The following is a 14,784-nucleotide window of genomic DNA, read 5'->3' on the forward strand; positions in this document are numbered from 1 at the left end:
AAGTAGTAGGACATACATATGGAACATGGCTCAATCAATTACATCGAATTTGCCGCGAAAGATATCGTAGCGACCAAGGCGTTTTTCAGCCAAGTGTTTGGTTGGCGCTTTGAAGATTATGGTCCTGAGTATTCTGCTTTTGAAGGTAAAGGGTTAATGGGTGGTTTTTACTTGGCTGATTTATCTTCAGATGCAGAAAAGGGCGGGGCGTTGATGGTTTTCTACAGTGAAGATCTCGAACAGACCGAACGTGACTTGCTTGATGCGGGCGGAGAGGTCAATCGTGAAATATTCAGTTTCCCTGGTGGTCGACGCTTTCATTTTCGCGAGCCAAGTGGCAATGAAATGGCAGTCTGGAGTGACAAATAGCCTCTTATCAGAGCTCCTATATTCAGATAAACAAAAGCCTGCGATTAAGCAGGCTTTTTAGTCTGTGGCGTATTAGTCTATCTCAACGAGAGTTAGGTACGCTCAGCAAGATACGCTTCGTAATCTGGAATCTCGATAATCACTTCTTCTCCTAGCATTGAAGAGTTGAAAAGGAAGTTCGCAGTCGCGCGGTTGGTTGCAACTGGAATGTTCCAAACACTCGCAATACGCAGTAGTGCTTTTACGTCAGGGTCGTGCGGTACGGCATTAAGTGGATCCCAGAAGAAAATCAGCATGTCGATTTTGCCTTCTGAAATCAGAGCGCCAAGTTGTTGGTCGCCACCCATTGGGCCACTAATCATGCTCTTGATTGCTAAACCTGTCTCTTTGCTTAGCAGAGAACCCGTTGTACCAGTTGCATAAAGGAAGTGGCTTTGAAGCTTCTCTTTATTTTCTTTTACCCATCTTAGTAGCTCAGGTTTGAAGTGGTCATGAGCAACTAGAGCGATATGTTTATGCGTTGGCATAGTACGCGTTGTTTTTTGCATGAATTTACCCTAAATTATAGTTCGTATTTTTATTGTTATGAGTGCTTAACTCAATATAACACTATGGATTCACACTGAATACCGGCCGAAACTCAGAAGGTGACAATGAATCGGTAATAATTTGATCTTTGAGTGTTGCAGGGGTCAGAGCTTCAATTTTTGGTGCGCTGTGCATCTCGTAAGGCTGCCCTCGTAAATAACTCACCGCTTGTTTCACCGACAAGCGACCCTGTTCCACCATTTTGTCTGTTGGTGCAAAAAGTACCTTGTTTCGCAGTAAGCCACGGTAAGTACCATGACTCAAATAGCTGGAAATCAGACCAATTTCATCGGTTTTACCCGCCGCTCTTAGCTCACTGATTGCAGCCTCGATGGCAACTGCGCTACCAACGATGTACTGGACCTTTGCTTGTTCTATCACTTGTTGTACAAGATTGCGTTGCAGCTCTTTGTCGTTGTCAGCCCAATAGCTCACATCGATTTTTACATCGCTATCTTTAATCGCGTCATAGAATCCTAACGCAACAGGTTTAGTGCCACCGCTTGCTTGAGGGCCAAGCAATAATGCAATAGGGGTTTCGCCAGAGCCTGTTGGATGAAGCTTCGCTAAATACTCACCTACTTGAAAGCCCATCTGATACCAATCAACACCAACTGTACCTTTCAGTACTTTTTGCTGTTCTTTACTTAACGTTAATTCATTTACTGTTGCGAACATAGGTGTCGAACCAACCCAGTCAGTAAGGTTATCGTGATAGGCGTCTGGTGATACGGTGCCTAAAATAATGGCATCGGCACCCCATTTAGTACACAGGACGAGTTGTGAGGCTTGTTTGCCGATGTTTGGATAGCCGCCAGCTTCTAGCACTCGTAGTTCAACCTGCAATTTTTCGGCTTCGGAAATCATGCCGTAATTTACAGACAACCAATAGGAATCCTTGAGGTGTGGGTAGATGGCGCAAACCTTCTCTTTTTGTGACGTCGCTGTCGCTGGTTTGATAGGGCTTAATAGCTCATCAGCACTAGCGGAAGAGGCGGCTAACGCAAGTAAAGATAAAAGAAGTTTTGATGCGAAGGATTTAGTGCGCATGAATTGCCGTTTTATTGGTTTTAGATAAGAAACACCGCAAAATATAGCGTATTCTGCAGGGGGAAAGAAGAACGTTTTAAGGTTTAGGTTTTATGTTGTTAGCTTCAGCGAGTATTGGACGCAAGCTGCTGGCCTCATTTTTAGTGATGGCGATGCTCGTTCTTTTGTCTGCATTGATCGGGGTATCTGGTTTTAGCTTTGTTGCAAAAACAGAGAGAAACGTTGTTGATTCAGCGCTACCAGCGATGATTGAAGCTCGTCAGGTTTCTGAGTTGAGTAATCGCATCATTTCGTCTGTGCAAACCCTCTCTAATGCGAGAAATGAAGCTGAGCGAAAAGAGGCAGGCACACTGTTGTTTGACCAACTAGAAGCCTTGTTACAACACATCAAAGATTTGGGAGTCGATAGCTTTGATTCAGAACTGCTGCATAAACTTGAAAACAACGTGCAGAGCGTTATTAATACGCTAGCGGAGCTGGGCGTTTCAGTAGAACGTAAACTCTGGTTAACCAAAGAGCTATCGTCTCGTGTTGAAGAGATGCGCTTATTGGCTGAAGAGCTAGAACAACTGACTCGAACTCAAGTGCTAAATACCGCAACTATAGCCGTTGCGAACGTTACTCACATCTATGACCTATTAGAAACGAAAGAAACCGATAAAGCTTACCAAGCCTTAGATGCGCTGGTGGAAGTCGACCTTGACCTCTCAGAGCGCCTACACGAATTGCATCTTCTGGCGTTCAAAATGCTCAACCAGATTGAGGAGACTCAAACGGTAACCAATGTTGAGCGTATCCATCAAATCCAAACTGAGTTTGAGTCCAACCTTAGGATCATGGTTCGCCGCGTCAAAGCGGTAGAAGATCCAACACGTTCAGAGCAGATGTCCCTGCTTCTAGAAGAGCTACAAAAACGCCAAGTGGTGTTTGATATCTCTCTGGAGCAGTATGAGAACACCAAAAAGTCTGAGCTGTTGATGCAGAATACGTTGAAGTTGTTTTCACAGCTGAACACGACGGTCAACCAATTGATCGATGATTCCAACCTGAGTACGAAAAAAGCGGTAGATGAACTGACGTCTACGTTAAGCCTTGCGCAATGGTCACTCTCTGTGATCTCTATTATCGGCTTGGTGATAGTGGCGTTTATTGTATGGCGCGTGGTGTATGTGTCGGTCGTGAAACGCCTTGCTGAATATTCAGCAGCCCTTATGTCTATTGCGCAAGGGCGACTCAATATCGATATCTCAGTAAAAGGTAACGATGAGCTCGCGCACATGGGTGAAGCAATCATCACAGCAAGAAACACAGCGCAGGCGCTACAAATTGTGGCTGTGGGTGAGGCTAAAGCGAAACGAGAGCTAGAAGAACATAAAGAGCACCTTGAAGAACTGATAACAGAGCGAACCTACCAACTCCAAAAGACCAACGAGAAGTTGAATGTTGAGGTAACCAACCATGCGAAGGCGCGCAGTGCTGCTGAGCAAGCGAGTCGCGCTAAGTCAGCCTTCTTGGCGACCATGAGTCACGAAATCAGAACGCCGATGAATGGGGTGTTGGGTACGGCGCGTTTGCTAAAAGATACCGGATTGAACCCTCTGCAATCTGGCTATGCTGACATCATCAACCGCAGTGGTAAGAATTTATTAGCCATCCTCAACGATGTATTGGACTACTCTAAAATTGAAGCAGGACATCTTGAGATTAGGATTGCGTCTTTCGACTTGCATCAAATGGTTCAAGACACCTATCAATTGATGGAAGGGCGCGCAGCCGAGAAGAAGCTTGTCTTTAGCTACCATATTGAAAGCGATGTACAGCGCTACTGGCGCGGTGACGTCACCCGCATTAGTCAAATATTGAATAACCTAGTTGGTAACGCGATTAAGTTCACTGAAAAGGGCGATATCGATATCTTCATCAGCTTAGATCTTGAAGATGAAAACCGCGTTATGTTTGAGGTGTCCGATACGGGGGTTGGGATACATGAAAGTGAACAGAAATGCTTGTTTGATGCGTTTAGCCAAACCAACAGTGGTCGAAACAAAACGGGTGGCACTGGATTAGGTCTGGCGATCAGTAAGCGCATAATGTTGGCAATGGACGGTGATATAGGCGTTCATTCAGAAGAAGGGGAAGGCAGTCAATTCTGGTTCTCTTTACCGCTTCAGGCTGGCGAAAAAATCGAAACTAAAGCCTCAGTGGTTGAAACCTGCATTCGAGCTAAAGTGCTGTTGATTGAAGACAACCCAGTGAACTGCATCGTTGCTGAAGGCTTCTTAAATAACCTGGGGCATGAGGTCGTGATTGCCACAACCGGACAAGAAGCTCTTAAGATATACAGTGAACAATTCTTTGATATTGCGCTGGTTGATATCAACCTTCCAGACTGTGATGGTGTTGATATCATTCAGCAACTTAAAGAGATTGAGGTTCAAGCATCTGCTTTAGACTGTTTACCAGAGAGCAAAGCACAGTATGCGCCTCCTATGGTGGCGGTATCGGCTCATGTGTTTAATGAAGAAGTAGAAAGTTATTTGGCGTCTGGGTTTGATGGCTTCTTACCAAAACCTTTGGAGAAAGAGTCGCTTGCAAGGCTGATAGTGACTCAACTAGATGGCAAGACCTTGTTATTACCACAGCCTGATCCTAATGACTCGACCTGTAAGAGAAACGAGCATGGGTTTTGTGAAAAGCGTATTGAGAGCGACCTTATAGCTGAAAGCAAAGTTGAACAGCCAAACCAAGAGGAAAGTCCTGTGACCATTTCTGATAGCAAACTGATAATTGATAGCAAAGTAATCGAAGGCGACGTGTCTATTCTTGGTTTGGACAAGATGAAGCAGATTGTGGGGATCTTTGAACAAAGCAGCCTTGAGACATTAAAAGAAATGGCTGACGCCAATGATGCGGAGAACGCCCGTGAGGTGAAATCACTCGCTCATAAGCTCAAAGGGTCAGCGGGCAGCTTGGGGCTATTAGCCCTGTTTGATGTGTGTAAGAACATTGAGATAAGCAGTGAACCTTTAACGCAATACAGAGAGAGCTCTGAAGAATTAACAGAGCTAGTTAAAGACTCTCTAGCGGCGCTGCAACAACATGTCTGAGATTGAATGTTCTCTGTTACAAAATGAGCTTCTCAGGCTAAGCTGAGTTCTGCTTAACTGAGCATCCAGAAACAAAAAAACCTCTGCTAAGACAGAGGTTTTTTTTAAAGCGATGCTTCAGACTACCGGTTTTCGAAGCGGTTGTAGTCCAACAGGCCGAACTCAATCGGTTGGTCTTGTTGGTACCAACGATGTACACGGTCACTGAATGGCCAGAACTCATTAGAGCTGCGTCGAATAGCAAACTTATCGAGCAGCGTCACGTAATCTTCTTCAGTCTGTATGTTTTGTAGAGACTTCACTAGAGTTGGAATTTCCTTCTCTGTCAGAGATAGGTAAGCGGCTGGATAGCTGCCTACAATGCCTCGGACGAGCGTTAAGTCGTCATTAGCGTAATCTCTGTTACCTTCTTCATTAAACAGGCTAGAAATGTTGCTGTGAGCGTTATTGTGAATCATGGTGAACAGTTGCTCTTCACCGTTATCGCCTTCAATCATGATCATCACGAGTTGAGGGACATGGCGTAGGCCTTCACCTTTCACCAAGCTTACCTGTTTAAGCAGTGCTTCATTTGTATGGCTAAAGCCAGTATCAACGATCTCATAACGGTCATTGAGGATCGGGCTCAGCTTATCTCTCAGCTTATCGAGCAGCTCGCGTTTTGGATCGGTGGTTTTGTAAACTACGCTAGTTGGTTGATCAAAAGGTGCAATATTACGTTGCAAGAAATCGCTCAACTGTACGCTTTGATTTTGGTACCAGCTTGAGTGCTCAAGGTGTCGTACATCTTTTGGTAACAGTGTTAAGAAGTTACTTTCACCTTCAAGACGTAAGAAGTCCATAAACATACGCGTGATGAGCTGGTGGCCGAAGTTTCCATAAACATCGAAGCCAGCTACAAGTAGGTAATGAATTCTCTCTAAAAGTGCATAATCCAGAATCCACGCCGTTTTAGGTTGAGGGCCAACTAAGCCTTGCACAACTGATGCACTGTCAAAGTGACGGAAAACAGTAAGGGCAGCGTTCGGGTTAGTCCCATTGCCATCCCAGATAACGTCTGTCGTTAAGTTCTCGCCATTCTTAAACCATTTATTAGCAAAGTCTGATTTCCCTTCTAGGTAGCGTGCTTGCTGTTTTGAATATCTAACCCAGTTAGTTGCAGGAACCGTGTTACTTTCAAGCTCACTTGGAAGCTTAAGGTTGTCACGTTGGCTCGCATAAAATGCATTGATCTCTGGAAGATCGGCTTTGTCTGGGTCGATAAAGAATACCCAGAATCGGTCGTTAATCACGTTCAATGCTAACTGACCACGACATACTGGGCCTTTGATGTAAGCCATGATGGTGTTCTGTGCGTTGTCGAGCATAAACTTAAAGCGAGAGTTTACTGGCAAGGCTTCAAACGAGGTCATCGGGTTTGCGGCAACATCAATATCGTAGCTTGGCAGCTTATCTACGGTGTAATCGGCATCAACAAACCAAGTGTTCCAGTTTTGCAGGCGTTCTTCATTGAGTGCGAAAGGCATGTGTGTCTTGTCGACAATTGTGCCTTGCTCAGGGATAAGACGGTAGTACACACGAGGGACTTTTGGATCGTCATAAGGACGACGAGTGGTGATGCGCTTCACCGGTTCGCCAGGAGGTGTGGCAGAACGAACAATAGAGAAAAAGCGTGTCGGTTGTCCTAACTCAGAAAAATAAACGTGCGATAAAAACAGGTGCTCGTAGATGTAACGAGCTGAAAGTTGGCTCTTTCTTGAACTTTTGTTGAGGAACTTTTCGTAAGTATTAACCAGTTCTTGTTCAGCTTCACTTAGCGGAATATGTTCGTTCATCAAAGCGCCATTTTCCAACCAGCTCATCAGAGTCGCGTATTCTGTTTTGTCTAAGTTAGGCATCCCATAAGGCATACCCCACGTAGGGTAATCTCTCTCATATTGAGCATACTCTTCGATAGTCGGACACTGCTGGTCACGATCGATGGAAAAGTCGAAGCCTTCTAGCTGTGTTTGCTCTGGAAGTGGGTGATTCTCTTTCTGTATCAACATGCGCGAGACAAGCCCGGCATCTAAGTTAGCGGTCGAGTTCTGCATACGTTCGTTGAGTACAGGGTGAAAATCAGCATCGCGCCACTCTTGTGTGGTTAACGCATCTTCAAACAAGCGAGTGGGAGCCGATGCCGTTAAACGCGTACCTTGATAAACCAGTGCTTTACTTGCACCTCGGTCGATACCCTCCACAGAAGACATTTTCAGTTGGCAAGGTGCATCATAGCAGGCGTGACAAACCACACATCGGTTATCAATGATCGGTTTAACTTCGTTGAGAAAGTGTTGCGATTGAGCTGAAAGGATAGGAGTTTGGCGATCACGAACTTGTTGTTCGCCAAACAGCTCATCGAAGTTTAGACCCGCGTACACGGCACAACCTGAGAACACGCTGACAAGAGACAAAATGAAGAGTTTTTTCAAATTCATACGTACTTAGATATTTGGCATTTTTCCTAATTATATCGAAAACGATTGAAAATGCTCATGTTCTGACAATTTTGTAGACAAGATCTCTATAGGATTGAGCGGTTTGCTAGGCTTGGCTGCACGCATAGAGCTCAGTATTCAGGCCTACCGGTTAACGTAACAAACAGAAAAGGGGACTGAGAGTCGCTCGAATTCCTTTATCCAACGCCATTGGTTATCTTGTAATTTGTCTCCAGGGCCTTTGACTTCTATCCAGTGAAATTGGTCACCTTTAAAAGCGATCAGATCAGGCATTCCGGTTCTAAACAGTTTTAGGCCACTCAATATGACTTTGAAGAGATCGATCAGCAAGGCTCGTGGTACTGAGTGGATGCTACGTTCGATGAGTGCTTTAGGGAAGTGATTCCAATGCACAAATGGATTAGCAATGCCAAACTTTTCATCATAGACATCGAGCAAGTGTTCAATGCCTTTGCTCGAGATGGTTTGGAATACGGCATTGATTTGCAATTCACGCTTTTGTTGAAAGTCTGAATGATAAAGATCCAGTGGTCGATGTTGGTAGCGGTTGATAAAAGCACCTTCTACATCTGAGAAAATCACATCCCAAAACGCTAAGCCGAATAACCCAAACAGAAAGCTGTTCTCGGAAAAGTAGACTTCCCAACCTTCAGCTTCAAAATATTGCTTAACAGCAAGCTCGACTCTGGTTTGGCTTAGGTCTAATTCCAACCTAATTTGTTCGCAAATCGGCTTTGATGCGCGTGGAACCTTTTGTCCCTGTTTGCGTAGCAACCTCTGCTCAAGCTTAACTGCGACTTCCAGTTCTGATACGTCAGATGGATTAGTTTTCATTTCCGTGACGGTGTCACTCATTAGGTCTAGTTCATTTTGCTTGTCGTAGATGCGAGCAAGCCGCTCTCTGTTCGGTGGAAGTGATGATTGTTTAAACCAATGGACGGCTTTTTCGTTCTGATTGAGCCTTTCTAGATCACGAGCAATGTCATTGATCAGGCGTGATCGTTTTCTCGCGATGGTGCGATGTTCTGATTCACACGGTAAGGATTGCAAAAGGTGCTCAAGAACATCGCAGTCCTTACGGTCCCCTTCGTAATATTTTCGTTGAACGTCGCGCATTGATATCAGCTGATCGAGCTGCTCCCTGGAGTTGAAGAAGCGACGTTGCTTACTCAATGGGTAGCTTTCAAAAGTGTTGAGGCCAAGATCGCTTAAAACGAACTGACTGAGATCTTGGTATGTATTGGCAAAAAAGAGTAGCAGCAATACATCGATAACTTCGGCTTCAATAATATGAATACAGTCAAATGTTAAAGCTTGATAATTATCAAACGGTTGTTGAGTCAGTAGTCCTAATAGCACGTCTTTTTTTGCCGACTTACTGCTTTTGAGAGTAGGGAATACGTTCAATAGCTCAGGCTTGGTGAGTAAGTGTATGCCTAGCTCATGCTCTGTGATGACAAGGTTGTGCGAAGCTTTAGTATTACTCAGTGCAATAAAGCCGGATGTATTTAGCTCTTGCAGCGCGCCGGGGAGGTTGGGTATTTCAACGTAGTCGAGTTTATCACTGCGAAACCAGCATCCCTTGCGAGACAGCAAACGAACCATTAAACACTGGCTAGGTGTAGAAAGGCGCTTGTAATTTTGGAGCCAACGAGTTTCATCGGCGCTTAGAAGGTCAGGGTAGTACGTTTGAGCGTGTTCAATCAGTCGATTGAAGTTGTCGAGATAGTAAGTTGGGTGTAATTGAGGAGTGGATTCTAATGTCACTTGATACGTCGCTTGATACAAAAAGAGCCTAACCCTAAGGTTAAGCTCTTTCTTTTCAAATTCAATCTTTTATCAGATTAAGCTTGAGATGCTTTTAGCTCAGCAACTTTCGCTTCAGACATTGGCTTAGTGATGATTGCTAGAACAATACATACTGCCATCATTGCTGCAGAGATAGTGTAAGCAAGACCGTAGCTATCGCCGTTAGTCATCGAGTAACCAACAACCGCTGTACCGATTGCACCACCGATACCCCATGCCGTGTAAAGCACGCCGTAGTTAGTGCCGTAGTTTTTAAGGCCGTAGAACTCAGCTGTAAGCGTTGGGAATACTGCTAATAGGGTACCGTAACCAACCGCTGCTACTGCAGTACCGATGATTAGCGTGAACTCAGTGTTAAACGTAGCGAATAGCGCCATATTTGCACCTTGCAGGATGAATGCAAGTAGAAGAGTACGAACGCCACCGATCTTGTCAGCAAGCATACCAGCAGCAACACGACCGCCTGAGTTAAATACAGCAAGGATAGAAGCAAGGTAAACCGCGTTCGGTAGGTTTGCTTGTGCGCTTGCAATACTTGTGATGTTACCGATGATCATTAGACCAACAGAAGCTGCGAATGCGTACATGATCCATAGAGAGTAGAACTGAGGAGTCTTCAGCATTACTTTCCAAGTTAGGTCTTCGCTCTTCTTAATAGCTTTTGGAGCTTGGCCAGCTTTTACTTTTGGTTCAGCTGGAGCGTAACCCGCTGGTGGGTTGTTGATTGTTGCTGCTAGAGGTACTGCGATTGCTAGTACACCAACACCAAGAATCTTAAAGCTTGTTTGGATGCCCATGCTCTCGATAAGAGCAGCAGTAACTGGAGCAAGGTAAATTGCCGCTAGACCGAAGCCTGCTGCGATAAGACCGTTAACCATACCTTTCTTAGAAGGGTGGAACCACTTCATTGCAGAAGGAGAAAGGCATGCGTAGCCGAAGCCGATACCAGCACCTGCCATCACACCGAAGGTGATGTTTAGCATGAGTGGAGAAGTCGCAAAACCTGATGCGATCATGCCAAGGCCAGTAAGAGCTGTACCAAGAATTAGGATCTTACGTGGACCCATGCGGTCTTGTAGGATACCAGCAACAAGAAGACAGATAGAGAATGTGATTGTTGCAGTCGCGTATGGTGCTGATGCTTCAGCTGCAGACCAGCCTTCACCTTGTAGGGCTTTGTTAAATACACTCCAAGCATACAGGATGCCAAGACAAAGGTTGATACAGAAGCCTGCTAGCAGGATACGTGTAGCTTTATCAATCTTGCTCATTTTTATTCTCAGTTTTGTCTTTGGTCTAGTGAGAGCCACAGAACTAAAGACGGGTTATTGTGATTATTTCTTCAAAATTAGTTTGCGTTTATCAACAGATGGCGCAAAAGAGCGCGGATTATAACCAATAAAAATGTGATTGGAATCTCTTTTTCTATTTTTATCAAAATTAAACTTGAGTTGTTAAAGGACTGTTTCTTATGCGTATTGCAGTTGTTGTTAACACCTTTCTTTTTTGTACATTTTGTTGGTTTAGGCTCCAGTATTCATGCTTTTACCCAATTTCTTCCTGCTAGTGCCCCCACAAACCGTGCTGTCATCACATCATTGCAATTAATTTTAAATTATTTCTGTGGTTAATTTTGTGTAACAAAATAAATCAAATTAGACATTAATCGCCACAACCCCAGAGGGGACTTAGTTTGTTGAATTTATGAATGTTAATTGATTGTTAATGCGGGGCTTTGTGTTTCTTGTTGGTTACAATTTGTTCGTTTTTTGGGCTTGTTTTGTCCGTAAAAAGTGGGAAAATAGTCTGCAAACTGAGATTTCAAATTTGAAAGGATGCGTTTCTAGTCTACCAAGAGGCAAGTGTTATGAAACTATTTTTAATTCTACTGATGTCGATTACTGGTGGTGTAGCAGCCGCTGATCATATTCATTCTTTCTTATTCGGTTTCTACATTGCAGCACTTGCAGTGGGAAGTTGCTACTGGCTTGCATTCCGTAGCACACGTTTCCCTCAGTTGGCTCTAGTGCTTCTACTGTGTGGCTTCTTTGCGAAAATCGCGGTAACAGTGGTAGGTGTGTCTTGGGGTATCTCTAACGATATTATCCAGTCACCATTCATCTTCTCATTGTCTTACCTATTCTTCTTAGTGGTTGTGTCTTACGTGTGGTTCTCTTACCGCGATAAGCTGACACTAAAGAAACGTGAGAAACAGATTGAAGAATCTCGCAAGCAAGCTGCAGCATAGTTAAAAACAGATTTTCAAAAGCCTTCTTCGGAAGGCTTTTTTGATCCTGCGAGAACCTATATGGCCTCGATAGCAAGAAACCCCAGTATGGCGACATACTGGGGTTTCTTGCTATCGAGCCTTGATGAAGAGGATTTTACTTTTTCATCATCTTTGCTAGGTCAGCAAACGGGTTATGTGTCGCCGTTTGGTGGTCATCTAAACGTGCTGTGGCATCGACACCGTAACGTTCGTGGTCTGTGTATTTAGAATGTTCATGATCGTGACAGTAAAGGCACAATAGTTCCCAGTTACTGGCGTCTTCAGGGTTATTCGTGTGGTCATGGTCGACGTGGTGAACAGTCAGCTCTCTTAGGTTCGAGTAAACAAATTCACGTGCACACTTACCACATACCCAAGGGTAAAGTTTGAGTGCGTTCTCACGGTAACCTTGCTCTTGGCGAGCGTATGCCGCGCTTGAGCCATTGTAATCTGAAGACATTGCCAAATTCCTATTTGTTGTAATCAGCCGATATTATCACAGCTTTATTGAAGCTCTAGGGATGTTGTCACTAAATGATACTTTGCTTTAACCAACATCAAACTTGCGCTGAATTGGGTTGTGAGCGTTTTGGAAAGGACGCTGTATGTTGGATATGTCTTTCTGGAATAAGGCATGCTTAACAGTTTGAAAAGAAAACGCATTGAGGGGTTTTAACCGAGTAAATGTGACCTAATATCTGTTGGTAAGACCCTATACTAATAAGGAAATATCATGTCAGAACAATACACGCCACCAAAAGTGTGGGTTAACGATGCTGCCGGTGGTAACAAGTGGGCAAATATTAATAGCCCTGAATCTGGCGCTCGATTCGACAAAGATCTGGCTGTTGGTGAACATGCTCTGCAACTTTACTCCCTTGGTACACCGAATGGCCAAAAAGTAACGATCATGCTTGAAGAGCTATTAGCCGCGGGCGTGAAAGAAGCTGAATATGATGCGTACTTGATCAACATTGGAGAGTCGGATCAGTTCTCTTCTGGTTTTGTCGGTGTAAACCCTAACTCGAAAATTCCTGCTTTGGTCGATAAATCTGGCAATGAAGACGTGAACGTTTTTGAATCGGCTTCCATTCTGGTTCATTTGGCTGAAAAGTTTGGTCACTTCTTACCGAAAGAGGGCGCTGCTCGTTCTCAAACGTTTAACTGGCTATTTTGGGCGCAAGGTTCAGCCCCATTCCTAGGTGGAGGCTTTGGTCACTTCTACGCTTACGCAGATGAAAAGCAAGAGTACCCCATTAACCGTTTCGCGATGGAAGCTAAGCGTCAACTAGACGTACTGGATAAGCAGCTAGCAAACAGTACCTTTGTTGTTGGAGAAGAGCTGACTATCGCTGATATGGCGATTTGGCCTTGGTATGGCAACCTAGTACTCGGTAACCTTTATGATGCTGCTGAATTCTTGCAGGTTGAGTCTTACACCAATGTCGTTCGCTGGGCGAAGTTGCTAGAAGAGCGTGAAGGCTTCCAGCGTGGCCGTATTATTAACCGCTCATGGGGTGAAGAGTGGGAACAAGTACCAGAGCGCCACTCGGCTGAAGACATTGATAACGTGTTGAAACTATAGCCTTAGTTTTTATCTGAGATAGACAAAAGCGCCACATATTCTTATTGAATGTGGCGCTTTTTTGATCCTGCTATGAATCAATCTGAATTTAATTATTACAAATTAGTAAAGGTGATTTAATTTAAATTGGGATTATCATTAATTTTGTTATAAATATAATGCGCTCCATCAGAGAGATTTTGCCTTTAGGCATGGTGGGTAAGCGAATGTTGAAACAGAAAGAAAAGATTGTTGTGGTTGGCGGTGGCGCTGCTGGCCTTGAATTGGTTACGCGTTTAGGTCGTGATAAACGTTATGATGTGACACTTGTAGAGCCATCGTCACACCACTACTGGAAACCGCGCTTACACGAAATCGCAGCGGGAACATTCGACGAAGAACTCGACGCTGTCAGCTACTTCCAACATGCATCTTGTAATGGCTACACCTATGTTCAAGCTTCAATGAGCGGCTTAGAACGTGCTAATAAAGTCATCAAACTGAATCATTTTAGCGGTACGACGCAAGAGCTAGAATACGACTATCTTGTTATCGCAGTCGGCGCCATCAGCAATGACTTTAAAACAGAAGGCGTGAGTGATCACTGTCTATTCCTCGATTCAGCAAGGCAAGCACAAAAAGCTTGGCAGGAGATCAACCCTCTACTGAGAGCAAGCAGTCAGCGCAAAATTTCAATTGTTGGCGCAGGTGCAACGGGCGTTGAACTGGCGGCAGAGCTAGCAAAAGTGAGTGCCAAGCTACAGCGCTATCGTCAGGAAGGCAGTCTTGAAATCACTTTGATTGAAGCGGCTGATCGTGTGTTGCCTGCTGGGCCTGAATGCATGTCGAAACGAGTTCATGAAGCTTTGGTAAAACAAGGCATTAATGTTAGAACAGGGACTCGAATTCAAAGAGCTGAAGAGGCGAAATTAGTCACTTCAGAAGAGGCGGTTATTTCAGCAGATCTCCAGGTATGGGCTGCTGGTATTAAATGTGCGGATTGGCTAAGTGAATTAGACGGTTTAGAAACGAATCGAATCAATCAATTAGTTGTAGATCAGACACTAAGAACAACCAATGACAACGATATTTTTGTGATTGGCGATAGTGCTGAGTGTCCACAACCAGATGGTTCTTTTGTTCCACCAAGAGCTCAAGCTGCCAATCAAGCCGCGGGTCACTTAGCTCAGCAGTTCAAGCGTTTAGCGAAGGGCAAGGCGTTACAACCCTTTGTGTTCCACGATGGAGGCATGTTGGTAGCGGTTGGGCACGACTATGCGGTCGGCGCGCTGATGAATGACAGAGTGCTTTTGCGTGGTCGATTTGTACGAAACCTTTACGACACTATTTTCCGTTTACATCAGCGAGTATTGTTTAGTTGGGGACGTGTAACTGCATTGGTTGTATTAAAAAGACTGAAATGCGCACTAAATCCATACAGTAAAAAGATATAGAGGCTTCACTTCAGGCTGACACATAAAATGAGCGCCATACATAAGGCTATGTATGGCGCTTTTCTTATGCGCAAAA

The 14,784-nt window shown here is 44.4% G+C and carries 11 protein-coding genes; 5 read left to right on the plus strand and 6 right to left on the minus strand.

All coding sequences use genetic code 11. The annotated features are described in order from the left end of the window. The first annotated feature begins 18 nt into the window (after positions 1–18). Positions 19–369, plus strand: a complete 351-nt coding sequence (locus tag L1D11_RS11385; RefSeq protein ID WP_239832099.1) for a VOC family protein — start codon at positions 19–21, stop codon at positions 367–369. A 92-nt stretch (positions 370–461) separates the two neighbouring features. On the opposite strand, the gene L1D11_RS11390 is transcribed toward L1D11_RS11385, so the two are convergent. Both L1D11_RS11390 and torT read right to left on the minus strand, forming a co-directional pair. After that, positions 462–917: a methylglyoxal synthase gene (locus tag L1D11_RS11390; protein WP_239862504.1), complete on the minus strand. Its 456-nt coding sequence runs from the start codon at positions 915–917 to the stop codon at positions 462–464. A 61-nt stretch (positions 918–978) separates the two neighbouring features. Then, the gene (torT, locus tag L1D11_RS11395; RefSeq protein WP_239862506.1) at positions 979–2,007 is read right to left on the minus strand and encodes a TMAO reductase system periplasmic protein TorT; all 1,029 of its coding nucleotides are present in this window, start codon (positions 2,005–2,007) and stop codon (positions 979–981) included. 92 nt (positions 2,008–2,099) lie between these two features. On the opposite strand from torT, the gene torS reads away from it, so the two are divergent. Continuing rightward, positions 2,100–5,114 carry a TMAO reductase system sensor histidine kinase/response regulator TorS gene (gene torS, locus L1D11_RS11400; RefSeq protein WP_239862508.1) on the plus strand — a complete coding sequence of 1,005 codons (3,015 nt, stop codon included), beginning with the start codon at positions 2,100–2,102 and terminating at the stop codon, positions 5,112–5,114. A 122-nt stretch (positions 5,115–5,236) separates the two neighbouring features. Here the strand turns inward: torS and L1D11_RS11405 are convergent, their stop codons facing one another. From L1D11_RS11405 to L1D11_RS11415, 3 genes are all read right to left on the minus strand, one after another. After that, entirely contained in the window at positions 5,237–7,591 is a 2,355-nt protein-coding gene (locus tag L1D11_RS11405; protein WP_239862510.1) for a fatty acid cis/trans isomerase, read from the minus strand. Positions 7,592–7,735: 144 nt separating this feature from the next. Beyond that, complete coding sequence (locus tag L1D11_RS11410) at positions 7,736–9,400, minus strand: VRR-NUC domain-containing protein (RefSeq protein ID WP_239862511.1); 1,665 nt, start codon at positions 9,398–9,400, stop codon at positions 7,736–7,738. 56 nt (positions 9,401–9,456) lie between these two features. After that, entirely contained in the window at positions 9,457–10,692 is a 1,236-nt protein-coding gene (locus tag L1D11_RS11415) for an OFA family MFS transporter (protein WP_239832094.1), read from the minus strand. A 596-nt stretch (positions 10,693–11,288) separates the two neighbouring features. On the opposite strand from L1D11_RS11415, the gene L1D11_RS11420 reads away from it, so the two are divergent. Next, on the plus strand, positions 11,289–11,669 hold the full coding sequence (locus L1D11_RS11420; RefSeq protein WP_105023277.1) for an NADH:ubiquinone oxidoreductase: 381 nt from the start codon (positions 11,289–11,291) through the stop codon (positions 11,667–11,669). Between the two features lie 136 nt (positions 11,670–11,805). Here the strand turns inward: L1D11_RS11420 and L1D11_RS11425 are convergent, their stop codons facing one another. Further along, positions 11,806–12,150 carry a YajD family HNH nuclease gene (locus tag L1D11_RS11425; protein WP_239862513.1) on the minus strand — a complete coding sequence of 115 codons (345 nt, stop codon included), beginning with the start codon at positions 12,148–12,150 and terminating at the stop codon, positions 11,806–11,808. Positions 12,151–12,423: 273 nt separating this feature from the next. On the opposite strand from L1D11_RS11425, the gene yghU reads away from it, so the two are divergent. Continuing rightward, the gene (gene yghU, locus L1D11_RS11430) at positions 12,424–13,275 is read left to right on the plus strand and encodes a glutathione-dependent disulfide-bond oxidoreductase (RefSeq protein WP_239832093.1); all 852 of its coding nucleotides are present in this window, start codon (positions 12,424–12,426) and stop codon (positions 13,273–13,275) included. Positions 13,276–13,481: 206 nt separating this feature from the next. After that, positions 13,482–14,708, plus strand: a complete 1,227-nt coding sequence (locus L1D11_RS11435; protein WP_239832092.1) for an NAD(P)/FAD-dependent oxidoreductase — start codon at positions 13,482–13,484, stop codon at positions 14,706–14,708. Positions 14,709–14,784 lie beyond the last annotated feature (76 nt).

The organism is Vibrio sp. Isolate32 (assembly GCF_022397955.1).
Classification (GTDB): Bacteria; Pseudomonadota; Gammaproteobacteria; order Enterobacterales; family Vibrionaceae; genus Vibrio.